Below are 25462 nucleotides of genomic sequence, written 5' to 3'. Positions count from 1 at the left end.
AGCTCGAACGGGACCAGAACGCCGCCGAGGCTCAGACCACGCAGGCCCACTGGATGTTGAACCGCCTGGAGCTCTTGCTCAGTCGCTTCGTGAGATGGCTCAAGTTGCCGGGCATGCCGAAATTCATTCGGGATGAGGGGCTCGCGCTTCTCGGGGAAACGGCAGAAACGATCGCGGATCTCAAGGAGGACGGGCTCGAGATGTGAGTGGTGGGGATCGGTAACGTGCTCCGGTTCTAGGGACCGTGGACATTCAGGATTGAACGAACCCGCTGACGCGGGATGGGCGTCACTATTGGCGGGGATGGCCTCCTGATGGGAAGGTTTGTTTGCTGAGACCGACCTTTGATCAGGAGACCATCCCAGCTGATGCCACACCAGCGGTGAGTCCGCTGCGCCGCCGTATGATCGACGACATGACGCTTCGCAACCTGTCGCCGGCCACACAACGATCCTATCTTCATGCCGTTTCCAAGTTCAGCCGGCATTTCAACCGCTCACCGGAGCGACTGGGGCTGGATGATGTCCGGGCTTTTCAGGTTTATCTGGTGTCGCAGGGCATTTCGTGGCCGGCGCTCAATCAGACGGTCTGCGCCCTGGGCTTTTTCTATGGCGTGACGCTGAATCGGGCCGAGATCCCCGAGCGGATCCCCCATGCGCGCGCGCCGCGCAAGCTGCCGACGATCCTGAGCGCCGACGAGGTCGTGCATTTTCTTGAGGCGGTTCCGTCGCTGAAGGCGCGCGCGGCCCTGACGACAGCCTACGCCGCAGGGTTGCGGAGACTANCGTCGCTGAAGGCGCGCGCGGCCCTGACGACAGCCTACGCCGCAGGGTTGCGGAGACTATGCCGAATTTTGTGCCTGACGCGTTTTGTTAGGCCATCGGGAAGCTGTCTTCAAACATGATGGCGAACTGGCTTCTGACAGCGTGCCATTCGCGCACCGAACGCTTCCACTCGGACGATGTAGCATTGAGCGCGAGATAGATCAATTTCGCCGCCGCGTCGTCGCTTGGGAAATGGCCTTGGGTTCTGACGGCTCGGCGGATCTTCGAGTTCAGCGCCTCAATGGCGTTCGTAACCGGTATGCAGATCCCGGTGTCGATGTTCGGCCCCGGTTTTCGGATCAGGGTGTATGTTGCGAGCATCCGGGACAGAGGCACCGGGAGCACGAAGGTGCGGGCAGGCCGTTCCTATACCATGAGCTGAGAGCTCGAGTTAGTAGCTGGCCGCCTCTGCGACTCGCCCGGTTGCGCCGAGAGCGCGAATCCGTAGTTGTCGTGTCGCCCGCCGCTCCCGCTGTTTATAACTGGCAAGGGAGACGCACATGCGACGCGTTATCGGAATCGATATCCACCGCACCTTTGGGGAGGTGGTGATCTGGGAGAATGGTCTGACCCGGCACGAAGGCCGGGTCGACATGACCCGAACCGCCCTGGAAGGGTTCGGCAGGCAATTGAAGAAGACGGACGAAGTGGTGATCGAGGCGACGGGAAACTGCATGGCGGTGTCCTGGGTCCTGTCGCCCCATGTCAAACGGGTAGTGATTGCGAATCCGCTTCAGGTCAAGGCGATCGCCCATGCCCATGTGAAGACCGACAAGGTCGACGCCGGCACACTGGCCAGCTTGCACGCGGCCGGCTATCTGCCGAAAATCTGGACCCCGGACGCAGCAACGGAACGTATGCGCAGGCTGGTGGCCCGTCGCTATCAGATTGTCCGGCACCGGACCAGGATCAAGAACGAGGTGCATGCGATCCTGCATGCGCATCTGATCCCGAAATGCCCGCATGCCGATCTCTTCAACAAGCGCGGCCGCGATTGGCTGACCCGCCAACCGGTTCCGGAGGATGAACGGGTCGCGATTGTGCGTCATGTCCGCGAGTTCGACCGGCTCGGGGAAGATCTTGCCAAACTCGACCGCGACATCGCCCAGGGCTCTCTGGACGATGAAGCCATCCAACGCCTCCTGACCATCACCGGCGTCAATCTGACTGTGGCGGCAGGGCTGATGGCCGCGATCGGTAGTATCGAGCGGTTCAAGTCGCCGCAGAAACTGGTGAGCTATTTCGGGTTGAACCCACGCGTCCGCCAATCCGGTCTGGGACCCGCTCACCACGGACGGATCAGCAAGGCTGGCCGCAGCCATGCACGCGCCATGCTGGTCGAAGCGGCTTGGGCCGCAGCAAAAGCGCCGGGCCCGTTGCGCGCCTTCTTCATCCGTATCCGAGCGCGCCGCGGCCACCAGATCGCCGCCGTTGCCGTGGCGCGCAAGCTTGCTACCCTTTGCTGGCACATGCTGACGAAGGGCGAGGATTATCTCTGGGCCCGTCCGAGCCTGGTCGCCCACAAGCGCCGTGCCATGGAACTGGCGGTAGTGCCCCACCGGGTGGTGTACGAGGCCGCGCGCGTAGACTTTTGGCGTAGCGCAGCGCGCGGCCGTACTGGTGGCCACCGCGCGTCTTCGTAGTCTGAGGTTGTTCAAAGACCGATGACAACGAAGGAGAGCACGATGACCGAGACCATGATCGACCTTCCGGGCATGATCGCCAAGAGCGATGACACGGATTTTCTGCATGAGCTGGTCCATGACGCCGCGCAGCGGCTGATGGATATTGAGGTGGCTGCTGTCTGCGGCGCGGGGCATGGCGAGCGCAGCCCGGACCGGGAGAACCAGCGCAACGGCTACCGGCCGCGCCAATGGGATACCCGGGCGGGCACCATCGGCCTGAACATCCCCAAGCTGCGCAAGGGGAGTTACTTCCCCACCTTTCTGGAACCCCGCCGGACGGCCGAGAAGGCGCTAATGGCCGTGATCCAAGAAGCCTACATCCAGGGCGTCTCTACGCGGGCTGTCGACGACCTGGTGCGTGCCCTGGGGCTGACAGGGACCTCGAAGAGCCAGGTCTCGCGGCTTTGCGAGGACATCGACGAGCGGGTGCAAACATTCCTGAACCGCCCCATTGAGGGCGACTGGCCCTTCCTTTGGCTCGACGCCACCTACGTGAAGCTGCGTGAGTGCGGACGCATCGTCTCGATGGCGGTGATAGTGGCCGTCGCGGTCAACACCGACGGACGCCGGGAGATCCTCGGGATCACGGTTCTGCCCTCGGAGGCCGAGACGTTCTGGTCCGACTTCCTTCGCTCTCTGACGCGACGCGGCCTGCGTGGCGTGCAGATGGTGATCAGCGACGCCCACGAGGGCTTGAAAGCCGCCGCGCGCAAGGTCCTGGGGGCCGGATGGCAGCGTTGCCGGGTGCATTTTCAGCGCAACCTGCTCGCCCTGGTGAACAAGGCCCACAAGCCCGTGGTCAGCGCCGTGGTGAAGACCGTTTTCGCCGAGAAGGAGCGCGACCAGGCCCATGTCCGCTGGCGCGAGGTGGCTGACAACCTGCGGGAGCGGTTCCGAGACGTGGCCGAGTTGATGGACGAGGCCGAACACGACGTTCTCGCCTCTATGGCTTTCGACGAGAGCCTGCGCTCGAAGTTGCACAGCACAAACCCGCTGGAGCGCCTCAACAATGAGATCAAGCGGCGGACCAACGTGATCGGGATCTTCCCGAACCGCGAGGCCGTAATCCGCCTCGTCGGCGCGCTCATGCTCGAGCAGAACGATGAGTGGGCCGTCTCGCGCCGCTACATGCCGGTGGAAAAACTGACCGCCATGTGCAACGATCAAGATGCGGCGACGATGATCGCCGCTCAGTGAACGAACGACACCAGCTATGAAGAAGCAGTTGGACGCCAGTTCCTACACCACTTCACGGGACACTACCCGTCTGAAACCCTACTTTCCAAAGTCGCACGGTAAGCCAAGAGTCGACGACAGGCGGATTCTGAGCGGGATCATTTTCATCAACCGCAATGGGTTAAGGTAGCGCGATGCTCCCGAAGCCTATGGCCCACACAAGACGCTTTATAGCCGTTGGAAGCGCTGGAGCGAAAAGGGCATATTCGCGCGGATGATGGTGGGGCTGGCTGCCGAGCACGGCGAACAGAAGACAGTCATGATCGACGCGACCTACCTGAAGGTACATCGAACAGCGACCAGCATGGCCGCTAAAAAGGGGGGCGCGGTCGCCTGATTGGCCAGACCAAAGTTGGTATGAACACCAAGCTTCACGCCATTTGCGACAGCCAGGGACGACCGCTCGACCTCTTCGTCACCGCCGGACAGGTCAGTGACTATATCGGCGCACGGGCATTGCTGGGCGGTTTGCCAAAGGTCGAATGGCTGCTCGGAGACCGAGGCTACGACGCCGACTGGTTCAGAGATGCGTTGAAAGACAAAGGGATACGCGCCTGCATCCCTGGACGAAAACAGCGCAAGACGATCGTGAAATACCCCTCTCGGGACATTGCTGCGCAATTCCCTGTCGGGCAATGGACAAGCGCCGCTACAAACGTCGCAACCGCATTGAGATCATGTTCGGCAGGCTCAAAGACTGGAGACGCGTGGCGACCCGCTAAGACAGGTGTCCCAAGGTCTTCCTCTCGGCCATCGCGCTCGCAGCCGTCGTCATCTACTGGTTATTAATCCTGACCCTTCTATATCTGGGTTTTGCTATACTGTCCCCGTCACCGGCCCCGGCCAGGGCCGATGGCGGGGTGGTGCACGACGTCTGACCCTTGTGGCATGACCACGTTTCTTAGCCTGTCGGCACCGCCTCTCTTCATCGTCTCGAACAGTTGATTGCGGCCTTGCAGGACCGCGCACCAGAAGGAAGAGAGCATGGACATACTATCACATGGCCGCGTTATCGGGATAGACGTCAGCCGCGACTGGCTGGACCTTCATTGCCTGGTCGTGTCTCGGAGATGGTGGAAATTTGAAGGCGGCGTAATCTCCGGGTGAACCAACACCCACCTAACCGGCGGCAGCAACCGCCAGGGAGATCACGCCATGAACCAGATTACTGATACTTCGAGCTTTGCGCTACTGGCCCATGAGGCCGGGTTCGACCCGATCGAGGAGCGGTTGCGGATGAACATCCGCGCGACCATCGAGGCTGTGTTCGAGGAGGAACTGGCCGACTTTCTCGGCCGCCTGCGCTACAGCCGGGGCACCGGCGCGACGAAAGGCTATCGCCACGGACACCGGGAACGGCAGCTGACCGGCACTTTCGGGACCGAGACGGTGCGGGTGCCGCGCGCCCGGATTGAGGACGAAACGGGAAGGCTGACGGAATGGCGGTCGAAGGCGCTGCCCCGATACCAGCGCTTGACCAAGAAGGCCGAGGCCTTGATCGCCGCGGTCTATCTCTCCGGCACCAACACCCGGCGCGTCAAGCGAGCGTTGTTCGGGCTGTTCGAGGGCGCTGTGAGCAAGGACGTGGTCAGCCGGGCCTGGCGCAAGGTGGAGACGGACTGGGATGCGTGGTGCGCCCGCAGCCTCGCCGATGAGGACATCGTCCGGCTCATTCTCGATGGTACCGTGATCAAGACCCGCATCGATAAGAAGGCGACGAACATCTCAGTGCTGGCCGCCATCGGTGTGCGCCGCGACGGTCAGAAGGTGCTGCTTTCCATCAAGAATATGGGCGGGGAGAGCACCGCCGCGTGGCGCCAGTTCCTCGACGATCTTGATGCCCGCGGCCTGAAACGGCCCGAATTCGTGATTGTCGATGGCGCCCCGGGGCTGGAGGCTGCGCTCGTGGGGTTGTGGGGCGATGATCTGCCGATCCAGCGCTGCACGGTTCACAAGCGCCGTAACCTTCTGGCCCATGCCCCGAAGCACATCCACGACGAGCTGACCGAAGACTACCGGGACATGATCTATGCCGACACCGCAGTCGAGATCGAGAAAAGGCGCAGGGCATTTCTCCGCAAGTGGCGCCTGAAGTGCAGGGCCGTCGCCGATAGCCTGGAGGAGGCTGGCGACCGGCTCTTCACCTTCGCCCGCCTTGATCCCTCGCAATGGAAATCCGCCCGTACCACCAACGCCATCGAGCGCCTCAACGAGGAGTTCCGTCGCCGTATCAAGACACAGACCGTGTTGCCCTGCGCCAAGACCGTGCCGATGCTCCTCTGGGCTCTGCTGGCCTCAGGCCAGATCCAGATGCGCAAGGTCGACGGCTGGGAGACCCTCTCTAAGCCTCTCGAACCCATGCCCCTTGACCTCGCAGCCTAAAACATCGATCCATCACATGCCCGGAGCGCGCCGCTAGGGAATTTCCACAGCATTCGCGACACGACCCATTGCCTACCCGACGGGCATCATTGCAGAGTGCCCAACGCTCCGGTCGGTCACGCTACAGTAGCGGATCTTGCCCGGAACAGAGATGCCGTGGTCTGCTTTGAATCGACGGGCGGTCAGGAATGGCAGCTTTGGGCACTTCTGGAAGCAGAAGGCGTTACAGCCCGGCAGGTGCCCACAGCTCAGGTGAAGGCCTTTGCGCAGAGCCGGGGCACCCGCGCCAAGACAGACCGGATCGATGCGGAACTCATCGCCCGCTTCTTCGCATTCCGGCCTGAGGCAGGCCGCAGTCTTCCTTCGGAAAAACTGCGCCTTCTCAGAGCCTTGGCGTCGAAGCGAGCCCAGCTGGTCGAAATGCGCAAACGGCTTCTGGCCCAAATCCGGGCGCACCAGAAACTCGGCACCGCCGCGATGTTCGAGGATATCGACACCGAGCTGAAGCACCGGATCGACAGCATGATCAAGGAACTGGAGGACCGGATAACCCGGGCCATCGCGAGCGATGATCGCCTGTCGGAGACCGCAGGTATTCTCCGTTCGATCCCGGGAATCGGCCCGGTTGCCAGCACAATGCTGATCGCCGAAATGCCCGAGATCGGCATTATCACCGGTGAACAAGCTGCCGCACTCACTGGTTTAGCCCCGGTCGCGCGCGACAGTGGAACCCTTCGCGGGAAACGAGCCATAGCTGGAGGTCGCCGTGCCCTGCGACACGTGATGTTCCAAGCGGCACTGGTTGCGGCATATCACAACGCAATCATGAAAGCCTTCGCAGATCGCCTCCGCAAGGCTGGAAAACCGCACAAGGTCATCATCACCGCCGTCGCCAGAAAGCTCGCTACCATCGCGAAAGCCCTGTGCAAAAGCGGTCAGAAATGGACAGCCGCGGAAGCCTGACAGATACAGTTGCTAGGTGGACGCCCCCAGCCAGGGGGCGATCGTGGGGCGTTTCAACAGCTCTGCCATGCGCACATCGGTGTCGGGCATGCGCGCGGCAAGAGGCGCGCGCGTCGGTCCGCAATCCATCCCCAGTGCGGTGAAAGCGGATTTCATGCCGGGCAGCACGCCCACCTCCAGCAAGGCTTCCACGAATTCCGCCGAGACCGCCTGCAATTCCTGAGCGCGCGGCAGGTCACCCGCGGCAATCGCCCCATGCAGCGCCATGTAAAGCCGGCCGAGCAGGTTGTAGGTGGTGCCGATTCCCCCGTCCGCGCCCAGGGCGGCGCCTGACAGGAAGATCTCGTCGAACCCGAAGAAATAGGTTCTGTCGGGCCGGGCGCGGCGCAGAAGCGTCAGCTTGAACAGATCGGTGGAAGTGAACTTGATCCCGGCGACACCCGGCAGATCCAGGATGGCTACCAGCAGCTCCAGCGGCAGCGGGCGCCCGGTGCGGATCGGCACCTCATAAACGATCAGCGGCAGCGCGGTCGACGATGCGAGCGCCTTGTAATAGGCGAGGATCTCGCCATCGCTGAACGGGTAGGAATGCGGCGGCAGGGCCGACAGCCCGTGATATCCGAGCCGTTCGGCCTGTCGCGCGAGCTGCAGCGACCCTGCAAGCGACGGGGCGCCCACATGGGCGATCAGGGTCGCCCCGCTGCCCTCGGCGTCGCGGCGGACGACCTCCTGCTGCGCGGCCAGTTCATCGACCTCGAGCAGACCCGACTCGCCGCTGCTGCCCCCCACATACAGGCCCGATAGCCCTTGGGTTAGAACATGGGCGGTCAGCATCGACTGGCGTCCCGCGTCGAACGCACCTTCGTCATCCATTCCGGTCATCAGGGCAGCGTACATACCCGCCAGCGGCTTCGTCATGCAGGGCCTCGCATTGCATAGGTTCTTGCCATGATTGCTATATGGTATTACCAAAAATGTCCAGATTCAAAACTTTGGTTTGACAATGTTCTTGTCCGGCCCTACTGAATCTCCCCAACATTGCCACCATCCTCCCGGGGAGCACGTCCCGCATGACGGCAGCCGCCACACCAATCGACGAGATCGACGCCGCGAACACGGCCCTGCGCCGCAGCAGCGACATGATTGCCGAGGCGCTGGTGGAGGAGATCAAGACCGGTGTTCTGCCGGTTGGGGCAACGCTGCCGACCGAGCGTGCGCTTTGCGAGCGGTTCGGCGCCTCCCGCCCCACCGTGCGCGAGGCGCTTACCCAGTTGCAGATGCAGGGCTACGCCACGGCGCATGCGGGTCATCGCCCCCGCGCGGCGCGCCCCTCGCTCGACGATATCCTGCGCAATGCCGGTGACCTTATCCTCGAAATCCTCGGTGACGCCGAGGCGGGCGCTCACCTGGAACAGATGCGCCAGTTCATCGAGATGGGCGCCGCGCGCGAAGCCGCGATCCGCGCCGACGCGGTGGCCCTCAGCAAGCTTCAGCAGGCCCTCGACGTCAACGCCAAGGCCATCGGAACCCCCGAATTCGTGGAAACCGACATCGCCTTTCATCGAGCGCTCGTCTCGGTCGTGGGCAACCCCGTGATCCTCAGCCTGCATGACATGTTCGTCAGCCAGCTGATCGCGCAGCGCCCCGCGCATGACGATGCCGAGCGCCACGACCGGATCGCCCATGACGAACACCGCCTCATCCTTGCCGCCGTTCTTGATGGTGACGCCGCAACCGCCGTCGACGTGATGGATAAGCACCTCGCACGGGCATATCGCAACCGCCTGAAGGCGGCCGCGCTGGCCTCGGCGCCAGCGTGACCGGGCCGGAGAGGCAGAGGACAGACAGACGACAAGACACAACTCAAAAAGGGAGGATCCAATGAAACTCAAGACATTCCTGATGACCTGCGCCGCCAGCCTGGCACTGGCCGCGCCTGCGCTTGCCGAACGGGAGCTGACGGTTGGCACGCAGGATAATGAGGTGTCGAACCTCTATGCCGGCCTTCAGGCCATGGGCGAAACCCTGGCCGAAGTGTCGGGCGGAGAGATGACGCTGACGATCTTCCCCTCGTCGCAGCTTGGCGACTTCCGGGCGATGGTCGCGCAGGTGCAGGCGGGCGAGCTCGACATGGTCACAACCGGCTATCCCGACATGAGCTACGTGATCCCCGAGCTGAACCTGATCGGCGCGCCCTACGTGGCGGATGATTTCGGCCATCTGCAAGAGATCGTGAACGGCCCCTGGGGCCAGGAGATGGACGCCGCCTTCATAGCCCAGGGCATCCGGATGCTGGACCTGTGGTATTACGGGACGCGTCAGACCACCTCGAACCGGGCCATCGAGAGCATGGCCGACATGGAAGGCCTGAGAATGCGCACGCCAAACGTGCCCTTCCTCATCGCCTATGCCCAGAACGTGGGCGCGACCCCCGCGCCAGTGGCCTTCGCCGAGGTCTACCTTGCGCTGCAGACCAACCAGGTCGATGCGCAGGAAAACCCGCTGCCGACGATCGAGGCCATGCGCTTCGACGAGGTGCAGAGCCATATCGCGATCACCAACCACTTCATCGCCTCTATCGCCATGATGATCTCGGACGACCTGTGGACGAGCCTGAGCGAAGAAGAGCAGGGCTGGGTCATGGCGGCGGTCGAAGCGGGCGGCGATGTCAACGACAGCCGCACCGTAGAGGCCGAGGCAGAGCTTCTGGCCACGTTCGAAGGCCGGGGGCTGAGCGTGACGCAGCCCGACCTCGCGCCGTTCCGTGCGGCGATGCAGCCCTACTACGAAGAGCTTGAAGCGCAGTTCGGCGAAGGTGCCATCGCGCGCATCCGCGGCGATCGCTGATTGCCCTCATAGCCGCGCGCTGCCCATTAGCGCGCGGCCGTTTTCCGTTACTCCAAGGCAGGAATCCCGCGTGCCGCAGCGTCCGAAATACAGCCTTGAGGGGATCCTGGCGTCGATCCTGTTTATCGTTCTCATCGGTATCGTCATGATCCAGGTCCTCGGCCGAACGCCCCTGTTCCGCGGGCCGGTCTGGACCGAGGAGGCGGCGCGCTGGATCTGGGTCTGGATGGCGCTGATCGGAATTGGCGAGGTCGAACGGCAGGACAAGCACCTGCGCATGGGCTTCCTGGCCGAGATGCTGCCCTCGATGGTGCGACGCATCATCTTCACGATCCTCGATCTTGTCTATCTCGGCGTGGCTGCGAAGCTGTGCTGGATCGGCTGGCAGACGGTCGGGCGCACCTGGAACGCTTCCTCGGTCACGCTGCCGGTGTCAAACGGCATGCTGTACCTCTCGGCCTTCCTTGCCCTTCTTCTTGTCGCGCACCGCATCCTGCGACGTATCTTTGCCGGTCGCAGTGGCGATATCGGAACCGGAGACCCGCTATGACGCTTCTGATCATCGGAGGGTTCTGGCTGCTTCTGGTCCTGATCGGCTTGCCGATCGGCATTTCCATGATCTTCGTGTCCATGGGCTATTTCTGGTACATGGAACGGGGCATGTTCATCGCCGTGCAGCGCATGGTCGACGGGTTGAACAGCTTTCCGCTGCTGGCGGTGCCGCTGTTCATCCTCGCCGCCGCGATCCTCAACACTGCGGGCATCACCCACCACCTGTTCGGCTTCGCCCGCTCGCTCGTGGGCCATGTGCGCGGCGGGCTCGGGCATGTCAACGTGCTGGCCTCGCTGTTCTTTTCGGGGATGTCGGGCTCGGCGCTGGCGGATGCGGGCGGCCTTGGCAAGATGGAAATCGAGGCGATGCGCGAGGCAGGCTACGACGACGATTTTTCCGGCGCCGTCACCGCCTCCTCTTCCCTGATCGGGCCCTTGGTGCCGCCGTCGATCACAATGGTCCTTTACGGCGTGATCGCGAATGTCTCGATCGGCCAGTTGTTCCTCGGTGGGGTGGTTCCCGGCGTGATGTGCGCCGGGGCGCTGATGGTGATGGTTTATCTCGTGGCCTTGCGTCGCGACTATCTGGTCGACCCCCGCAGCACGCTTTCCGAGATCGGTGCCCGGTTCCGCACCTCGCTTCCGGCGCTTCTGACGCCGCTCGTAATCATCGGCGGCATCTTCTCGGGCTACTTCTCGCCGACCGAGGCGGCGGCGGTGACGGTGCTATATGCAATCGTCATCGACCTTGTCTTCTACCGGGAACTGACCTGGCGCAGGCTGTGGGATGCGGTCTACGAGACCACGGTGACATCTGCCTCGATTGCCACGATCGTGGCGGGCGTGTCGCTGCTGAGTTTCATCTTCGCCCGCGAGCAGGCACCGCAGCAGGTGGCGCGGATCTTCCTGTCGGTCGCGGATTCGCCGCTGATGTTCCTCATCATGGTCAACCTGATGATCTTCGTTCTGGGCTGTTTCATCGAGGCGCTGGTCATCCTGCTGGTAATCGTGCCGATCCTAGTGCCGGTGGCCATGGGCTTCGGCATCGACCCGATTCACTTCGGCATCATCGTGATCCTGAACCTGATGATCTCGATCATGACGCCGCCGATGGGGATGGCGCTCTTCGTCGTCAGCCAGGTGGGCAACATACCCTACCAACGCCTTGCCCGTGCGATCCTGCCCTGGCTTCTGCCGCCGATCGTGGTGCTGATCCTGGTCTGTGCCTTCCCGATCCTTGCGACCGGATTGCCGGGCCTGATGCGATGACCGGCCTTCTGCACAGCCTGCGCGGTGGGCTCGTGGTGTCATGCCAGCCGGTTGACGGCGGCCCGATGGACCGGCCCGAGATCGTCGTCGCGATGGCGGCTGCGGCGGTCGCGGGGGGCGCGGCCGCGGTGCGGATCGAGGGCTTGGGCAACCTCCGCGCAGCCCGCGAAGCCGTGACGGTGCCGATCATCGGCATCATCAAGCGCGACCTGGCCGACAGCCCGGTGCGTATCACACCCCATGTCGAGGATGTCGCCGCGCTGGCCGGGGCAGGGGCCGATATCATCGCGGTTGATGGAACCGACCGTCACCGCCCGGTGCCGCGCGCCGCGCTGGTTTCTGCCATCCACGAGGCGGGCGTTCTGGCCATGGCGGACTGCGCCACCCCGGGCGATGGCGCGGCCTGCAGGGCGCTCGGCTTCGACATTCTCGGCACCACCCTGTCGGGCTACACGGCCGAGACCGCGCACCTGGGATCGGACCCCGATTTCGACCTGATCGCGGCCTTTCGCGCGCAGGGTGCCTTCGTGATGGCAGAGGGCCGCCTGAACCGGCCGGACCTCGTGGCGCGCGCGATGCGGGCCGGGGCCGATGCCGCCACGGTGGGAACGGCCCTGACCCGGCTTGAAATCATGACAGGCTGGTTCCGCGCCGCCATGACCGCACCGGAGCCGGGCCGATGAGCGGCGCCCGCGAGATGCTGTCCGGATTTGCGGTCGACCTCGGCGGCACCAAGATCGCCGCGGCCCGGATCGAGGCCGGAACGATCATGGCGCGCAGCCGGGCGGACACAGACGGCGCGGCCCCGCCTGAGGCGCAGGTGGCGGCTATGCGGGATCTGCTGCTCCCCCTTGGCTACACCTCGGGCGAACCGCTCGGGATTGCGGTTGCCGGGCGCATCGATGCACAGGGCTGCTGGCATGCGGTCAACCGCGGCACGCTCAGCCGGGTGTCGGGGGTTGCGCTGCACGATCTCGTGTCACGCCTGATTGGGCCCTGTCGCTGCCTGAACGACGGCGCGGCGGCAGTCCTGGCCGAGGCGCGCCATGGCGCCGGGCGCGGGGCCAACAATCTGGCATTCGTCACGGTCTCGACCGGGGTCGGCGGCGGGCTGATGGTCGGTGGAAGGCTTCTGGAAAGCGCATCGGGCCTTGCGGGGCATGTCGGATTTACCACGTCGCGATTCGCAGATAGTGAATGCGGCAGTGGGCGTGTCGGGACGGTTGAAAGCATCGCAGGTGGGCGTGCAATCGCAGCGGCCGCTGCATTAGCAGGACATGCAACCGACGCGCGTGGCGTCTGCGAAGCAGACGTCAGAGGCGAGGTCTGGGCCGGGGCGATCCTTGACAGGTCCGCAAATGCCGTTGCGGCACTTGTCACCGACCTCACGGTTATCCTTGGACTCGAGAGGGTCGTTATCGGCGGCAGCATCGGGCTTGAGAAAAGCTATAAAAGGCGAATAATTAACGCGCTCGACGCGGAACCTGATCTTTTCCGAGTGCCAGTGGAGCCTGCCGCGTTCGGCGGCGATGCACCGCTAATCGGAGCTCTCGCGTGCGCTTCAGACGAGAGTGTCTAATCTCCTTTTGTTGCCGCCCTTTACGCAAGAAACTTCTGACTGTGGGTTTCGCAAATTCCAGGACAGGGATTTCGGTAATTCCTAGACAGCTCCGGGTAAGCTTAAGCGGAGGGCCGTCTGACAGGATGATTTCGCGTGGGTTCACGGTACACGACTCCCTTTATTTTGAAGCCTGTATGGGCCTTCGCGGACATTTATTTGTCCAAGCCTCGCGCGCGTGACCTGGTTGATGGATGATCCAGTTTCGCAGGGCATCGAGACCTGTTCGGAACCAGGACTTTTCGCGTCTTCCATGTCCTTTTCTCCGAATGGGGCCCCTTGCAATAACGCGGTTTGCGCAGCGATAGGCCCATGTGACGGCGAGAGCGACGAGTACGAGCAAGGTCGCGAGCTTGTCAGGTTCGGTAATGTGGGTGTCTTCGATATTGAACCCAGAGGTGATCGCGGAAATTTGGACCAGGCGTTAAGGTGGATCGCATGACGAAAGAGACGATCCTAAATGGCAAAGAGAAAGACGCATACTGGCCTGCTGCTGGTTTCGTGGACACGAAGATAAGATCGTGACCAAGGAAACGGAGATCGGACATGGTAAGACGGAAGTTCACGAAGGAGTTCAAGTTTGAGGCTGTGAAGCTGGTGACAGAACGGGGCGTTGCGATAGCGCAGGCGGCACGAGATCTGGATCTGGCCGAAAGCGTGCTGCGTCGGTGGATTCGAGAGGCCGCAGAGGCCCCGATCACGGCGTTCCCCGGCAATGGCCAGCAGCGTGCCGAGCTGGCAGAGATCGCAGCTCTGAAGAAGGAGGTCGTCAAGCTCAAGGCGGAGCGTGACATCCTAAAAAACTGTTCCGGGCCGCCGCCCGCCTGTGCGCGGTAGCAACAGCTTGTGCTATGTTGCGCTCGAAGGGCAGTTGCCGATGGCTTATTGGTGGGCTGGACCCCGTTAAAAAACGTGGCACATGGGCTAATGCGCACTTGAGAGTGGTGACGTCGGCCTGGGTCAGATCCCCCTGCACGACAAACCCGTGCCGGTTTTCAATAGGCGCATGGCCCATGAAGCCAAGCACCGCACCCGTGCCGGGTGATTTCTTGTAAAGTGTAACGCCCCCGGTTTCTGAGACACCGCGTTGCACTATGCGGCAGCTGGTAGCGCTGCCTCAAGATCCCGCCTGAACTGGGCGGGTGATCGGTATCGGTGGCGTTGGATTAGCCACTCCTCGTTGTATCGCCGCTGGAACGCGAGCAGGGCCTGCCGCAGGTCCTCGACCGTATCGAACGTGCGGACCCAGAGCAGGTTCTCCTTCAGCGTCCGAATGCACCGCTCGGCGCAGCTATTGCCTTCGGGCGCGCGCACGAACGCGGGCGACGACGTCATCCCAAGCCACCGGATCTCGTTCTGGAAGTCATACGACATATACCACGTGCCATGATCGTGGCGTAGGCGGAGACCTTCGGCAACATCCTTGCAAATCGCGCCGAAGCGGGCCTGTAAACCTTGGCGGAGGGGCTCCAAGCGCCTCGAAGCGCGTTCCCCGTTTTGCAGCATGAATGCCGACACACTCAGCGGTGAAGTGATTGATGGCAATGAACACGGCCGCCTGACAGTCCTGTGTCGTGACCGCGGCAGTCATATCGTTGCCACACATCTGATCGACCCCTTCGGGAATGATGGTGCCGTCATGCGCCTGCGGCCCCCGCGGTGTCACGCCAGCGCGCGCCGCTGCCAGGTCATGCTCCCGCATTAGCCGCCGCACGCGCTGCTTCGAGGTGCGCACCCCGACATGGCGTAGCCGCGCCCAGACCTTGCGGTATCCTTCGCCATGGAATGGGCTGTTGATCAACACCGCGCGGATGCGCTCGACCAGGTCCTGATCAGGCATCGGACCTATTGGACCTGGCCGACTGCGCGGGCTGGGTGGCGTAACATGTCGTGCCCGGGTGCGATACAAGGTAGCCCGGCTGACATCCCAGACCCGGCAAACGCGCACAATGCCGTACCGCTGACTTCTGGAGATCGAGTGCACTGCGCTCACTTCCTCGACCTCCGCTGGCCCAAATGGCGACCGGCCTCCATGCGAGCGATCTTTTTGAGAGCAGCTCGTTGTCCATCGTGATCTCGCCGAGCTTGGCCTGCAACTGCACGATCCGGTCGTCCCGATCATCCCGCGGACGCGATTTCAGGCTGGCAGCCCCGCCCTCGAGGGACCGATCCCGCCATCCGCTCAAATCCGGCACGGTCGCGCCGATCTCGCGCGCAACCGTCTCCAGCGGCTCCCCCCGCAGAACGCGCAAGACGGCTTCCTGCTTGCGCCGCCCTGTCATGCGGCGCTCGCGGCCCGGCGCCTCGGACGCTGCGATATTTGAGATCTTCGCGCCCGAGGCGCTTTCCGTACCGTCTTCTTTCATGTCCCACCTTCTGAGGGCCCAAAATAAGCCTTCGGCGGTGTCTCAGAAAACTCTGGGGCGATGGACTGGCCTGCTGATCCTGCGCGACGGCGAGCCAGGGGAGCCTGCGGTGACGCTGTCGCCCCTGCGCTACCATTACCAGCTCGAGGCGGTCGTGCAGGGCGTGGCGCGTGACGCCACGTTCGACACATTGGCCGCCAGCATCGGCACGGCTCTCGCTGTAGACCGAACACTGGGCGGGCTCTGCGACTGGATTGAAGCTGAAGCCCCGCAGCCCATCGATCTGCCTGTTGAAGGCGCGATGAGCTTGAAGGCGGCCGTCATTCCGGTCATCCTAGATTATTGCACGGCCGACCCGCTGTGTTGACTGCGCGCAGCTCAGGCGGAGGGCTTGATCGAGAGAGTGCCGATGATCTTGGCGCCACTCTGCAGGTCAAGACGATCAGCAAGGATATCGGCTTTGATGCGACCGGTGCTGGAGATAACGACGGATTCAGCGCGGATCGTTCCGATAATAGAGCCGTCAATGGTTACTGAGGGCGCGTGAACGTGGCCCTGGATGCGTCCCTCGGCCTGAAGTACAAGCCCCTGGACGTCGATATTGCCCACGAGAGAGCCTGCAAGATCCACCATCCCCGCACCGCTTATGTCACCGTCGATCTGCAGGTCTGACTGCAGTACTGAGCGTTGGCGCGTTGGTTTTGGGTTGGCCGGTCGCGGAGGCGCCACCATTGGTGCCGGCGCTGGCGTGTTCATTGACACAGGACGTTCAGGAGGGGCCTGTGTCGTTGCGGGTTTGGCAGGGGCAGCGGGTTTGGTGGATTTTTTGAACATGTACTCGCCCAGAGGATCGGATGACAGCAGATGGCCCGTCCGGTGACTTGAGGTCAAGACCGCAACCTCCATCAGAAGATAGTGAAGGAACACAGCAATGGCACGAGCCCAAGGGGCGCGGGCGCAGATGGCGCTTGCTTTCGAGACGACCTATGGCACGCCACCCGAGAGCGGCTACACGAATATGCCGTTTGCGAGTACGACGCTTGGGGCAGAGCAACCGCTGCAGACATCGGAACTTCTGGGTTACGGCCGCGATCCTCTTGATCCGATCCTGGATGCGGTGCCGGCCGATGGCAGCGTGACGGTGCCCATTGACGCGCGCGCTTTTGGGACCTGGCTGAAGGCCACGTTTGGCGCACCAACGACCACGGGGACGGATCTTTATACGCATGTCTTCCAGAGCGGATCCTGGAGTCTGCCTTCCTTCTCGGTCGAGACGGGCCTGCCGGAGGTGCCAAGCTACGCGATGTATTCGGGCTGCATGGTGGATAGTCTGAGCTGGCAAATGGCGCGTTGTGGCCTGTTGACGGCGCCGCTAGAGCTTCGTCCATGAAATCTGAATCGAAGGGATTCCCACCGGGGGGATTTTGTGATTCACCATATTTGGAGGTGGATCATGGGCAAATCGCTATCATTGGATATTCGGGAGCGTGTCGTCGCCTTGGTGGATGAGGGCCTTTCATGCCATGAGGCGGCGCGCAGGCTCAGGATATCTGCGGCGAGCGCGGTTTGGATCATGCAGCGCAGGAAGCGGACGGGCGGGGTGAAACCCGCGCCGCAGGGCCGTCCGCGGCTGAGCAAGCTGGACGCGGTCTCGGGTTGGCTCAAGCTGCGCGTCGAAGCCGAGCCGGACATCACGATGCCGGAATTAGCCGAGGAGCTGGCGGCGGCGCATGGGCTACGGGCGACACCGGCTATGCTGTCGCGCCACCTGATCCATCGACTTGGATTCACATATAAAAAAATCCCTGATCGCGACGGAGCGATTGCGCAAACGGGTCCGTGCCGCCAGGTACGAGTGGCAGCACCGGCGGATGCCGAGAATGCGCCTTGAGCCGCACCGGCTGGTCTTCATCGACGAGACCGCCGTCACCACCAAGATGACCCGCCTGCGCGGTCGATCCCCGCGCGGGACGCGGCTGGAGGCCGATGCCCCCTTCGGCCACTGGCGCACCCAGACCTTCATCGCCGGGCTGCGTGTCGATGAATTGATCGCGCCATGGGTGCTGGATGGGCCGATGAACCGGGCCGCGTTCGACAGCTACATCGAGACCCAGCTCGCACCGCTCCTGCAGCCCGGCGACGTGGTGATCGCGGATAATTTATCATCGCACAAATCCGCCCGCGCGCAGGCCTGCCTGAATGCACAGGGCAACTGGATGCTCTTCCTGCCACCCTACAGCCCCGACCTGAACCCGATCGAGATGGCCTACGCCAAACTCAAGGCCCATCTGCGCCGATTCAAAGCACGAACCTTCGGGACGCTGTTCCAGTCGGTCGCCCAAACCTGCGAACTCTTCCCCCGCAAAGAATGCGAAAACTTCTTCAGGGCTGCCGGTTATGTTGCAGATTAAATGGACGACGCTCTAGAAATCGTGGCCCAAGACGAGACGCTGGCCTCCGCGAGTGCGGCCGGGGTGGTGTCGCCCCTCGCGCTCACGCGTTTTGGCCTCGTCAACGGGGCGATCACGCGCAATAGGGCCAACATCGGTAACGTGGTCTCTGCCGAGATTACCTATGCCAACACGCTCGACCGGATTGAGACGATCCGGGCCGATGGCAAGATTGAGGGGGCGGATCCTTCACTTGCTGCGCTCACGGGCAAGATCGATGTGCGCTTTGCCGACACGACGCTTCTGACGCAGGCGATCAATGGCGAGGCTTTTGGCCTCGCGTTCTCCTACGCGCTGCCGAGTGGGGAAAGCCTCACTTTGGAGGCGCCTCGAGTGTTTTTGCCGCGGCCCCGAGGGGAGATCCAGGGCCCTCAAGGGGTACAAGTCAGCTTCGACTGGCAGGCCTCTCGGCAAAGCAATGGAGAAGCGATGGCGATCATCACGCTCGTCAATGATGTGCAGAGTTACTGAGGCGCTCGTTCCAAAGACTCCAGATCAGCCCGCTCCAAAAGTGCCGTTAGCCGCGCAAGATCCCATCGATCGGCCATCTTGATCGCACGGGCTACCAGCGGACCCGCCAATCGGGCGCTGCCATTGGGCTCGATAATGCTGTGCAGCACCATGCGGGTTGTCGTCGGGGTCTGTGCGAAGACGTCGTAGATTGTCTCGAAGTCAAACGCGGTATCGGTGGAGCGCAGCACCAGGGTTTGATTGAGGCGATAGTACTCGACCTCACAGGTAAACGGCACCTCGCGACCCAGCACGCGAGCGGTGAAGAGGATTTCTGCACCTTTCTGCATTCTGTCGGGCTGGGTCACCCACTGGGCTGACGAGATCCGTGAACACCAATGCGGCAGACGCATCGGATCGGAGAGGACACGAAACATCTTCGCGACCGGCACGTTGATCATGACATTCGTTTTGACATGCAGCGCCATGTCGCCCCCTCCAATCGCCAGATTGTGCCATGAGACTTGGCGCTGGCGCTCACCCCATGTCCCTTTCAACTCCTCACGGGAATAACCATGCTCAGATTGACCTTGTCCAGAGGCCCCGCGTGGCTCGACCTCGGCCATGGCGTCCGCCTGCTGGTGGAGCCGCTGACGACGGCAGTAATGCTGGCGGCGCGCAGCGACCCGGCGATTGTCGCCGCGGCGGCGACCTCCGAAAGCTCTTCCTCGAACGACTACCTCACCCGGATCGTGGCCAAGGCCGTCGCGCGCCTCGTCGTGCAGGACTGGGAGGGTGTGGGTGACGAGGACGGCAACCCGTCGCCTATGACGCCCGAGGCATCGACGCGCTTCTTGAAATCTGGCCGATCTTCGAGGTACTCCAGACCAACTACATCGCTGGGGCGCTCATCCTGGATGCGGAAAAAAACGCCTGACCGCCCTCGCCGAGTGGGAGTTCGGCGGGGGCGGAGAGTATTGCGCGGCCTGCGCGGCGCCCTGTTCCGATTGCCCGCGCATGCTCCATGCCCCCCTGACTCTCGAGGCTGGCAGGTCTGGGATCTGGTCCAGCGCCTCGGCGGACAGGTGCGCGTCGCGGGCGGGATGAGCGGCGGCGCTGTCCTCGGCTGGGACATGGGCGCGGCCCTTCAGCTCGGGGCGGCTCTCGGCCTCTCGCCTCTTAACCTCGCGGAACTCCTGCCGCCGATCGAGGCGGTGATGGTACGCAAGATCAATGAACACCTGCAGGCCGGATCGGGCCTGAGCTGACCTCGTTTCCATTGGGAACGAGGTCTCACCGCGTTCCGAGGACCTACTCTCATGGCAGAAAAGCGCGTTTCAGTCCGCCTCTCCGCGACTGGCGGCCGCCAGGTGCGTGCCGAGTTGTAAGGCGTTGGCGAGGCCGGGTCGCGCAGCTTTGGCCGTCTCAGCCGTGAGATGGAGCTTGCAAATGCCTGCATGGCGGCCTTTCTCGCCGGGCCCGGATCGCGGCGACAGTGGCGGCTGCCGCGCTCACCGGCGCCGTTGTCTCCATGACCCGCTCAACAGTCGCGGCGGCCAACGAGATCGGCCAGCTCTCCCAGGTGGCCAATGCGAGCCCGGAGATCTTCCAGCGCCGGTCGGCCGCCTCGGCCACGGTGGGCATCTAGCAGGAGAAGCTCGCGCAGATCCTGCAGGATGTGAATGACCGGGTGGGCGACTTCCTGCAAACGGGTGGCGGGCCCATGGCCGACTTCTTCGAGAATATCGCGCCCCGCGTGGGCGTGACGGCCGATCAGTTTGCGCGGCTTTCGGGGCCGGAAGCCCTGCAACTCTATGTCGATAGCCTCGAGCGGGCGGGTGTCAGCCAACAGGAGATGACCTTCTATCTCGAGGCTATGGCATCCGATGCCACGCGGCTCATTCCGCTCCTGCAAAATGGCGGTGCGGAAATGACCCGGCTTGGCGCGCAGGCTCAGGCATTGGGCGCGGTCCTGGACGCAGATGCCATCGCGGCGATGCGCCGGTCGGAACTGGCGCTCGTCAGCATCGGTCAGGTCTTTACAGGGGTGCGCAACCGGATCGCGGTGGCGCTCGCCCTCTCGCTGGAGGCCGTGGCCAATGCGTTTGTCGCCCTTGCGTCCAGCACCAGCCCCATTAGCCGAGCCTTCGATGCGGTGCTCGCCAACCTTGACCGGCTGGCGATCTATGCAGGGACCTTTGCAACCTTCCTCGCCGGACGTTGGGCGGCGGGGATGGTGGCCGCTGCGCTGTCGGTGCGGGGGCTCGCCATGACCCTGGCCTTTCTGCGCGGGGCCCTCATTCGCACCGGCATCGGTGCCCTCATCGTCGGTGCCGGGGAACTGGTCTACTGGTTCACCCGGCTCATGCAGGGCGCTGGCGGCTTTGGCGAGGCCATGGGGCTTTTGAAGGATGTGGCGCTCGAGGTCTGGGAGCGGATCCGCATGGGCGCCGCCGCGGCCGGCGCGCGCGCCACGGCGATGTTCTTTGACCTCAAGGCGGATGCGGCCTCCGGCATGGCGTCGGCCATTGAGAGCGTGGTGGCCTTCGGCAATGCCACGGTGAACAGCTTCGAGGGCGCGCTTGCGGCCGTGCGCGTCATCTGGGGCCGCTTGCCCGGAATGATCGGCGAGATGGTCTATGCCGCGGCCAACCGGATGATCGACGGGATCGAGGCGATGCTGAACGCTGTCATCCGCCGGATCGAGGCCTTCACCGGCAGCATTCGAGACGCGCTCGCGGCGGTCGGGATCGAAACGGCCTTTGGCCAGATTGGCGACATCAGCCTCGGCTATCTCGAAAACCCCTTCGCAGGAGCCGCGTCCGAGGCGGGCACGGCCGCCGCCGCGGCGTTCCGGCGGGCATTTGAGGACAGGCCTCTGACGGCGCCGGACTTTGGGCTCGATGACATCGCAGCCGAGGCCCTGGCCACGGCCAACACCTACCGCCAGGCCGCGACGGATCTCGCCAATGGCGCGACGGCCCCCCTCAGTGCCTGGCAGGCGCTGCGGGCGGCTTTGGTGGGGACCGGGGAGGACGGGGCCGCCGCGCTCGAGGAGGCCAGTGGCTCGGCCGATCGTCTGACGGAGGCGATGGGACGGGCGGGTGGTGCCGCGGCCTCAGCCGGGGAGCAGGTCCTCTCCGGGTGGCAGGCGGTCTCCGAGGCGCTGCAGTCCTGAGCCGCGGAGGCGCTCAATTGGGGCAAGGGACTTGGCAAGGCCCTGAGCGGGGCCTTCCAGGGCGCGGAGAGCGCATTCCGCCGCTTCGTCGAAACCGGCAAGCTCGACTTCAAGAGCCTGGTGCGCTCGATCCTGGCCGATCTGGCTGTGCTGGCCTTCCGCCGGGCGGTGCTGGGGCCGCTGGCCAATGCGCTCTCTGGCATCTTCGGCGCGGGATCGGTCGCGGCGGCTGTCTCGCATGCCGGGGGGAGTGTCGGGCTGTCGGGACATAGCCGGTCCGTGCCTGCCCTGGCCTTTGCCGGAGCGCCCCGGATGCATGGCGGAGGCTGGGCAGGTCTCAAGCCCGATGAGATCCCTACGATCCTGCAGCGCGGGGAGCGGGTGCTCAATCGTCGTGAGGCGGCCCACTATAGCCGCAGGGGTGGGCCCAACACCGGCGTCAGCGTCCATATCGACGCGCGCGGCGCGCAAAAAGGCGTGGCCGAAGAGATCGATGCGCGGCTCAGTGCCGCGATGCCGCGGATCCGGCGCGCCGCGATCGAAGCGGTCGCGAGCAAACGCCAGCGAGGCTACCCGCTATGAGCCTGCCCCTCCTGCCGCTTCCGCTCGTCGAAAGCCTCGAGCGGCGGCTGGTCACCTCCGTCGCGGTGATCACCTCGCCTTGACATGGCGCTCACCAAGGGCGCGCAGGGGCGGCTCCTGTCGGCCTTCTTCGCAGGTCTCGGGGGGCCGCGCGGACGGTTTCTGTTCACGGACCCCTCGGCCGACTCGCTTGCCGGCACGGGCGCGCCCACCGTGGCGCTGGCCAATCAGACCGGCGCACGCCTCGCGACCGAGGGCTGGGAGCCAGACCGGCTGGTGCTGCGCGCCGGGGATATGCTGTCGCTTGGCAGCGAGGACAGCACCCGGCTTTATCAGGTGACCGGCGATGTGACCTCGAACGCGACCGGGGCGGCCACGCTGGCCCTCACGCCGCGCCTGCGCAGAGCGCCGCCGCAGTTTGCGCCCCTCAATGTGAGCGCTCCGCAGGTCCTGCTGCGCCTGACAGAGCCCGTCTCCACCCGCATCACACGCGCGGACAGCTATCGCTTCAGCGTGACCGCGCGAGAGGCGCTGTGAGATGCCTGGGCGTGGGCTTGGTCGAATCTTTTGAGATATTCGCTATCCGAACGCGTGGGTGCGCTCACCGTACTGCCGGGGTAAAAGAGCGGTGTGAAAGCCTTACGGCCTTACATGCTCGAACTTCAAAAACTGCCCCTTAGCCGGGCGGTTTTTTTATGGAGTGGCAAGGCTCATACCCGTTTGAGCGCAAATTATACCAAAGAGACGATGCCGCTCCTGCCCTCAGGTCTTATCGTATAGCCGACGTCTTCCAGGCATGGACGGGGCGGCATGAGATCTCGCGAAAGGGGACAGTTATGAAAAAAGCAGTGACGGCGGCTCTGTTCGCCACGATGGTTGCAACGACGGCGCAGGCTGGCGGATATGTGGAACCGGTGCTTGAGCCGGTGGTGATTGTGGAGGACACCTCCTCCAGTGCGGGTGGCATTCTTGTGCCAATCCTGGCGATCATTCTGATTGCTCTTGCGATCTCGTCGTCCAGCTCGCCGGCCCCTCGGTAATAACCGGCAAGTCCCTTCGGCTCTCTTGTTACCTGCAGTCTGCCCAAGAGAACCTGCCAGAAGAAGCCGATGGACGGGCGCTCGAGAGGTCTCTTGAGCGCCCTTTTTCTTGCGCAGGGATCACCTTGCGCCGCGCCGCCCTTCGGGGCGGCGTTTTTGTTCCCTGCCCCAGACCAACAGGACCGTCTCCCCATGACCCGTGCACTGAGCCCGGCCTTCGCCGAGGCGTTGGCTTCTGCCGATCTCTGCCCGGTGGTCTTCTTTGAGGGGGAGTTTGCTTCGGGCATGGTTCGGCTCTGGACCGGGCTTGGCGAGGTGAACTGGGACGGCAAGACCTGGACCGGTCTTGGCGGGCTTCTGAGCTTTGGCGCGATCGAGGAGACCAACCAGGTGGTGGCCAGCGGCACGATGCTCTCGCTCTCTGCGGTGCCGGTCGATCTGGTGGCGCTTGCGATCGAGGAGGCCCGGCAGGGCAAGCCCGGACGGCTCTGGCTGGGGCTTCTGAGCGAGACGGGCGAGATTATTGCTGATCCCGTCAAGGCCTTCGCCGGTCGGCTCGACGTGCCGGAGATCACTGACAATGCCACGACCTGCACGCTGACGCTGAGCTATGAGAGCCGTCTCATCGATCTCACCATCGCACGGAACTGGCGCTACATCTCCGAAAGCCAGCAGGTCCTCCATCCCGGCGATCGCGGCTTCGACTATGTCACCACCATCCAGGACAAGCAGATCACATGGGGCCGCGGGTGAGACGGGCGGACTGGCCGCGTGACTTGACCACAGGGCATGCGCGGGCCTCAGTCTTGACATGTCGTTGCCACAATCCCGCCTGTAGATATGTCGGTACTCGCGGGACATTTTCTTTAACCTCCCAATTTTGGGACGAAGGAGATGTTCATGAACACAGATAAACGCGAGATTCAGCGCAAATTGCGCATCCTTCGCCACGCGGAAGAACACGGCCATGTTGCCAAAACCTGTCGATACTTTGGGATCGCTCGGTCCACGTTCTATCGATGGCGCCAGGCCTATGCGGAACGTGGTGAAGCCGGTTTGATCAATGCGCCGCCGATCCCCAAGTGGCATGGCAACAGAACGGCGCCCGAGCGTGAAGAGAAGGTGCTGTATCTTCGTCGCAAATACCACCTCGGCCCAATGCGGATCTTCTGGTATCTGGAGCGCTACCACGACATCAAGATCTCGGATGCAACGGTTTCCCGCATTCTTCGCCGCCATGGGCTAAACCGTCTTCCGCGCGGCACCCGCATGCGAAAGGTTCATACGAAGCGGTATCAGAAACAGGTTCCTGGGCATCATGTTCAGATGGACGTCAAATTCCTGACATTCAAAGGTAAAAAGGGAGAAAAGGTTCGCCGGTTTCAATACACGGCAATCGATGACGCCACGCGCGTGCGTGCCCTGAAAGTCTATGAAAAGCACACACAGGCTAATGCCATAGACTTCGTAAATCATGTCATCAACCAGTTCCCGTTTCGTATCCGGGAAATCAGGACCGACAATGGCCATGAGTTCCAGGCGAAGTTTCATTGGCATGTCGAGGATCTGGGTATTCGCCACGCCTACATCCGGCGTGCAACGCCCCAGCTAAACGGGAAAGTCGAGAGATCACATCGTTCAGATCAGCAGGAATTCTACCAACTGCTCAGCTACAAAGGTGACGTCGATCTGGAAGCTAGATTGGGCGAATGGGAAGCTTTCTACAACTTCCACAGGCCGCATGGAGCACACAACGGAAAAACGCCTTACGAAGTTCTCAGAGAAAAGCTATAACGGTAACCCAAAATGTCCCACGGGTAGCCGCACCTTACACTCCCATGTGAGGCCGGAGACGGCACAACCGACGCAAGGCGAGGCGGCGCTGGAGATCCTGGGGGAGGTGGACCGGACCATGCTTGAGGGTGAACGGGCGGGCAACCAGGATGCGGACTGGTCCGCGCACTACCGGCCCCTCGATCGCGCCGCCTGATCCGGTTCGGACCCGCCCACCTGAACGATT

The 25462-nt window shown here is 63.2% G+C and carries 23 protein-coding genes and 7 pseudogenes; 24 read left to right on the top strand and 6 right to left on the bottom strand.

Annotated features, from left to right (window positions below):
• Both EP237_RS23345 and EP237_RS19805 read left to right on the top strand, forming a co-directional pair.
• A partial coding sequence (locus tag EP237_RS23345) for a hypothetical protein (RefSeq protein ID WP_206052332.1) occupies positions 1 to 206 on the top strand: 206 nt, incomplete at its 5' end.
• Between the two features lie 197 nt (positions 207 to 403).
• A complete protein-coding gene (locus EP237_RS19805) occupies positions 404 to 904 on the top strand; it encodes a phage integrase N-terminal SAM-like domain-containing protein (protein ID WP_127562606.1) in 501 nt (166 codons plus the stop codon).
• Here the strand turns inward: EP237_RS19805 and EP237_RS19800 are convergent.
• Positions 873 to 1085 (bottom strand): annotated as a pseudogene (locus tag EP237_RS19800) (transposase); the annotation flags it as partial. The gene EP237_RS19805 and the pseudogene EP237_RS19800 overlap by 32 nt on opposite strands.
• Positions 1086 to 1324: 239 nt before the next feature.
• Here EP237_RS19800 and EP237_RS19795 point away from each other — a divergent pair.
• From EP237_RS19795 to EP237_RS19775, 5 genes and pseudogenes are all read left to right on the top strand, one after another.
• Positions 1325 to 2467, top strand: a complete 1143-nt coding sequence (locus EP237_RS19795; RefSeq protein WP_240661711.1) for an IS110 family RNA-guided transposase — start codon at positions 1325 to 1327, stop codon at positions 2465 to 2467.
• Between the two features lie 42 nt (positions 2468 to 2509).
• A complete protein-coding gene (locus EP237_RS19790; protein ID WP_240661710.1) occupies positions 2510 to 3706 on the top strand; it encodes an IS256 family transposase in 1197 nt (398 codons plus the stop codon).
• Positions 3707 to 3722: 16 nt separating this feature from the next.
• Positions 3723 to 4530 (top strand): annotated as a pseudogene (locus tag EP237_RS19785) (IS5 family transposase); the annotation flags it as partial.
• Positions 4531 to 4900: 370 nt separating this feature from the next.
• Positions 4901 to 6127: an IS256 family transposase gene (locus EP237_RS19780; RefSeq protein WP_127562604.1), complete on the top strand. Its 1227-nt coding sequence runs from the start codon at positions 4901 to 4903 to the stop codon at positions 6125 to 6127.
• A 96-nt stretch (positions 6128 to 6223) separates the two neighbouring features.
• Complete coding sequence (locus tag EP237_RS19775; protein WP_127562603.1) at positions 6224 to 7090, top strand: IS110 family RNA-guided transposase; 867 nt, start codon at positions 6224 to 6226, stop codon at positions 7088 to 7090.
• 12 nt (positions 7091 to 7102) lie between these two features.
• On the opposite strand, the gene EP237_RS19770 is transcribed toward EP237_RS19775, so the two are convergent.
• Positions 7103 to 7987: a dihydrodipicolinate synthase family protein gene (locus EP237_RS19770; RefSeq protein ID WP_276317014.1), complete on the bottom strand. Its 885-nt coding sequence runs from the start codon at positions 7985 to 7987 to the stop codon at positions 7103 to 7105.
• Positions 7988 to 8160: 173 nt separating this feature from the next.
• Between EP237_RS19770 and EP237_RS19765 the strand changes: the two genes are divergently transcribed.
• From EP237_RS19765 to EP237_RS19735, 7 genes and pseudogenes are all read left to right on the top strand, one after another.
• Entirely contained in the window at positions 8161 to 8910 is a 750-nt protein-coding gene (locus EP237_RS19765) for an FCD domain-containing protein (protein WP_127562601.1), read from the top strand.
• 61 nt (positions 8911 to 8971) lie between these two features.
• Positions 8972 to 9937, top strand: coding sequence for a sialic acid TRAP transporter substrate-binding protein SiaP (locus EP237_RS19760; protein ID WP_127562600.1), 966 nt, complete (start codon positions 8972 to 8974; stop codon positions 9935 to 9937).
• A gap of 70 nt (positions 9938 to 10007) precedes the next feature.
• The gene (locus EP237_RS19755; protein WP_240661708.1) at positions 10008 to 10487 is read left to right on the top strand and encodes a TRAP transporter small permease; all 480 of its coding nucleotides are present in this window, start codon (positions 10008 to 10010) and stop codon (positions 10485 to 10487) included.
• Entirely contained in the window at positions 10484 to 11758 is a 1275-nt protein-coding gene (locus tag EP237_RS19750) for a TRAP transporter large permease (protein ID WP_127562599.1), read from the top strand. The genes EP237_RS19755 and EP237_RS19750 overlap by 4 nt, the downstream gene beginning before the upstream one ends.
• Positions 11755 to 12441: an N-acetylmannosamine-6-phosphate 2-epimerase gene (locus EP237_RS19745; RefSeq protein WP_127562598.1), complete on the top strand. Its 687-nt coding sequence runs from the start codon at positions 11755 to 11757 to the stop codon at positions 12439 to 12441. Before EP237_RS19750 ends, EP237_RS19745 begins: the two co-directional genes overlap by 4 nt.
• On the top strand, positions 12438 to 13337 hold the full coding sequence (locus EP237_RS19740) for an ROK family protein (protein ID WP_127562597.1): 900 nt from the start codon (positions 12438 to 12440) through the stop codon (positions 13335 to 13337). Before EP237_RS19745 ends, EP237_RS19740 begins: the two co-directional genes overlap by 4 nt.
• 585 nt (positions 13338 to 13922) lie before the next feature.
• Positions 13923 to 14177 (top strand): annotated as a pseudogene (locus EP237_RS19735) (transposase); the annotation flags it as partial.
• Between the two features lie 148 nt (positions 14178 to 14325).
• Here the strand turns inward: EP237_RS19735 and EP237_RS19730 are convergent.
• Together EP237_RS19730 and EP237_RS19725 are read right to left on the bottom strand one after the other, a co-directional pair.
• Positions 14326 to 14433: pseudogene (locus EP237_RS19730) on the bottom strand (IS5/IS1182 family transposase); the annotation flags it as partial.
• Positions 14434 to 14468: 35 nt separating this feature from the next.
• A pseudogene (locus EP237_RS19725) lies at positions 14469 to 15742 on the bottom strand (IS3 family transposase).
• Here EP237_RS19725 and EP237_RS19720 point away from each other — a divergent pair.
• On the top strand, positions 15741 to 16109 hold the full coding sequence (locus EP237_RS19720; protein WP_240661707.1) for an acyl-CoA transferase: 369 nt from the start codon (positions 15741 to 15743) through the stop codon (positions 16107 to 16109). The pseudogene EP237_RS19725 and the gene EP237_RS19720 overlap by 2 nt on opposite strands.
• An 11-nt stretch (positions 16110 to 16120) precedes the next feature.
• Here the strand turns inward: EP237_RS19720 and EP237_RS19715 are convergent, their stop codons facing one another.
• Entirely contained in the window at positions 16121 to 16474 is a 354-nt protein-coding gene (locus EP237_RS19715) for a bactofilin family protein (protein WP_276317013.1), read from the bottom strand.
• A 199-nt stretch (positions 16475 to 16673) separates the two neighbouring features.
• Between EP237_RS19715 and EP237_RS19710 the strand changes: the two are divergent.
• From EP237_RS19710 to EP237_RS19700, 3 genes and pseudogenes are all read left to right on the top strand, one after another.
• Positions 16674 to 17123 (top strand): annotated as a pseudogene (locus EP237_RS19710) (phage tail tube protein); the annotation flags it as partial.
• Between the two features lie 72 nt (positions 17124 to 17195).
• Positions 17196 to 18153, top strand: a protein-coding gene (locus EP237_RS19705; protein WP_127562594.1) for an IS630 family transposase whose coding sequence is annotated in 2 segments (ribosomal slippage) — positions 17196 to 17537 and positions 17539 to 18153 — 957 coding nt in all. Because the reading frame shifts where the segments join, the coding sequence is not laid out codon by codon here.
• Positions 18154 to 18663, top strand: coding sequence for a phage tail tube protein (locus EP237_RS19700; RefSeq protein ID WP_206052331.1), 510 nt, complete (start codon positions 18154 to 18156; stop codon positions 18661 to 18663).
• Here EP237_RS19700 and EP237_RS19695 read toward each other — a convergent pair.
• Positions 18657 to 19130, bottom strand: a complete 474-nt coding sequence (locus tag EP237_RS19695) for an SRPBCC family protein (protein ID WP_164744774.1) — start codon at positions 19128 to 19130, stop codon at positions 18657 to 18659. The genes EP237_RS19700 and EP237_RS19695 overlap by 7 nt on opposite strands.
• A gap of 87 nt (positions 19131 to 19217) precedes the next feature.
• Here EP237_RS19695 and EP237_RS19690 point away from each other — a divergent pair, with 87 nt between their 5' ends.
• From EP237_RS19690 to EP237_RS19660, 6 genes and pseudogenes are all read left to right on the top strand, one after another.
• Positions 19218 to 19910 carry a DUF7697 family protein gene (locus tag EP237_RS19690; RefSeq protein WP_338068197.1) on the top strand — a complete coding sequence of 231 codons (693 nt, stop codon included), beginning with the start codon at positions 19218 to 19220 and terminating at the stop codon, positions 19908 to 19910.
• Positions 19911 to 19961: 51 nt separating this feature from the next.
• Positions 19962 to 22402: pseudogene (locus tag EP237_RS23850) on the top strand (phage tail tape measure C-terminal domain-containing protein).
• Between the two features lie 84 nt (positions 22403 to 22486).
• On the top strand, positions 22487 to 22939 hold the full coding sequence (locus EP237_RS19675) for a hypothetical protein (protein ID WP_240661705.1): 453 nt from the start codon (positions 22487 to 22489) through the stop codon (positions 22937 to 22939).
• A 299-nt stretch (positions 22940 to 23238) separates the two neighbouring features.
• Entirely contained in the window at positions 23239 to 23442 is a 204-nt protein-coding gene (locus EP237_RS19670) for a hypothetical protein (protein ID WP_127562591.1), read from the top strand.
• 192 nt (positions 23443 to 23634) lie between these two features.
• A complete protein-coding gene (locus tag EP237_RS19665) occupies positions 23635 to 24195 on the top strand; it encodes a hypothetical protein (protein WP_127562590.1) in 561 nt (186 codons plus the stop codon).
• 147 nt (positions 24196 to 24342) lie between these two features.
• Positions 24343 to 25236: an IS481 family transposase gene (locus tag EP237_RS19660; protein ID WP_127562589.1), complete on the top strand. Its 894-nt coding sequence runs from the start codon at positions 24343 to 24345 to the stop codon at positions 25234 to 25236.
• Positions 25237 to 25462: the final 226 nt, after the last annotated feature.

It is taken from the genome of Nioella ostreopsis, from assembly GCF_004000255.1.
In the GTDB taxonomy this organism is placed as follows: domain Bacteria; phylum Pseudomonadota; class Alphaproteobacteria; order Rhodobacterales; family Rhodobacteraceae; genus Nioella; species Nioella ostreopsis.
This window is presented reverse-complemented; position numbering and strand designations above follow the sequence as displayed.

Excerpts from the sequence above, each read along its gene's own strand:
- EP237_RS19740 (WP_127562597.1), top strand. The coding sequence starts at position 12,438 with ATGAGCGGCGCCCGCGAGATGCTGTCCGGATTTGCGGTCGACCTCGGC.
- EP237_RS19760 (WP_127562600.1), top strand. The coding sequence starts at position 8,972 with ATGAAACTCAAGACATTCCTGATGACCTGCGCCGCCAGCCTGGCACTG.
- EP237_RS19745 (WP_127562598.1), top strand. The coding sequence starts at position 11,755 with ATGACCGGCCTTCTGCACAGCCTGCGCGGTGGGCTCGTGGTGTCATGC.
- EP237_RS19750 (WP_127562599.1), top strand. The coding sequence starts at position 10,484 with ATGACGCTTCTGATCATCGGAGGGTTCTGGCTGCTTCTGGTCCTGATC.
- EP237_RS19770 (WP_276317014.1), bottom strand. The coding sequence starts at position 7,987 with ATGTACGCTGCCCTGATGACCGGAATGGATGACGAAGGTGCGTTCGAC.
- EP237_RS19790 (WP_240661710.1), top strand. The coding sequence starts at position 2,510 with ATGACCGAGACCATGATCGACCTTCCGGGCATGATCGCCAAGAGCGAT.
- EP237_RS19695 (WP_164744774.1), bottom strand. The coding sequence starts at position 19,130 with ATGGCGCTGCATGTCAAAACGAATGTCATGATCAACGTGCCGGTCGCG.
- EP237_RS19665 (WP_127562590.1), top strand. The coding sequence starts at position 23,635 with ATGACCCGTGCACTGAGCCCGGCCTTCGCCGAGGCGTTGGCTTCTGCC.
- EP237_RS19700 (WP_206052331.1), top strand. The coding sequence starts at position 18,154 with ATGGACGACGCTCTAGAAATCGTGGCCCAAGACGAGACGCTGGCCTCC.
- EP237_RS19675 (WP_240661705.1), top strand. The coding sequence starts at position 22,487 with ATGGCGCTCACCAAGGGCGCGCAGGGGCGGCTCCTGTCGGCCTTCTTC.
- EP237_RS19795 (WP_240661711.1), top strand. The coding sequence starts at position 1,325 with ATGCGACGCGTTATCGGAATCGATATCCACCGCACCTTTGGGGAGGTG.
- EP237_RS19720 (WP_240661707.1), top strand. The coding sequence starts at position 15,741 with ATGTCCCACCTTCTGAGGGCCCAAAATAAGCCTTCGGCGGTGTCTCAG.
- EP237_RS19765 (WP_127562601.1), top strand. The coding sequence starts at position 8,161 with ATGACGGCAGCCGCCACACCAATCGACGAGATCGACGCCGCGAACACG.
- EP237_RS19780 (WP_127562604.1), top strand. The coding sequence starts at position 4,901 with ATGAACCAGATTACTGATACTTCGAGCTTTGCGCTACTGGCCCATGAG.
- EP237_RS19660 (WP_127562589.1), top strand. The coding sequence starts at position 24,343 with ATGAACACAGATAAACGCGAGATTCAGCGCAAATTGCGCATCCTTCGC.
- EP237_RS19715 (WP_276317013.1), bottom strand. The coding sequence starts at position 16,474 with ATGGTGGCGCCTCCGCGACCGGCCAACCCAAAACCAACGCGCCAACGC.
- EP237_RS19690 (WP_338068197.1), top strand. The coding sequence starts at position 19,218 with ATGCTCAGATTGACCTTGTCCAGAGGCCCCGCGTGGCTCGACCTCGGC.
- EP237_RS19670 (WP_127562591.1), top strand. The coding sequence starts at position 23,239 with ATGAAAAAAGCAGTGACGGCGGCTCTGTTCGCCACGATGGTTGCAACG.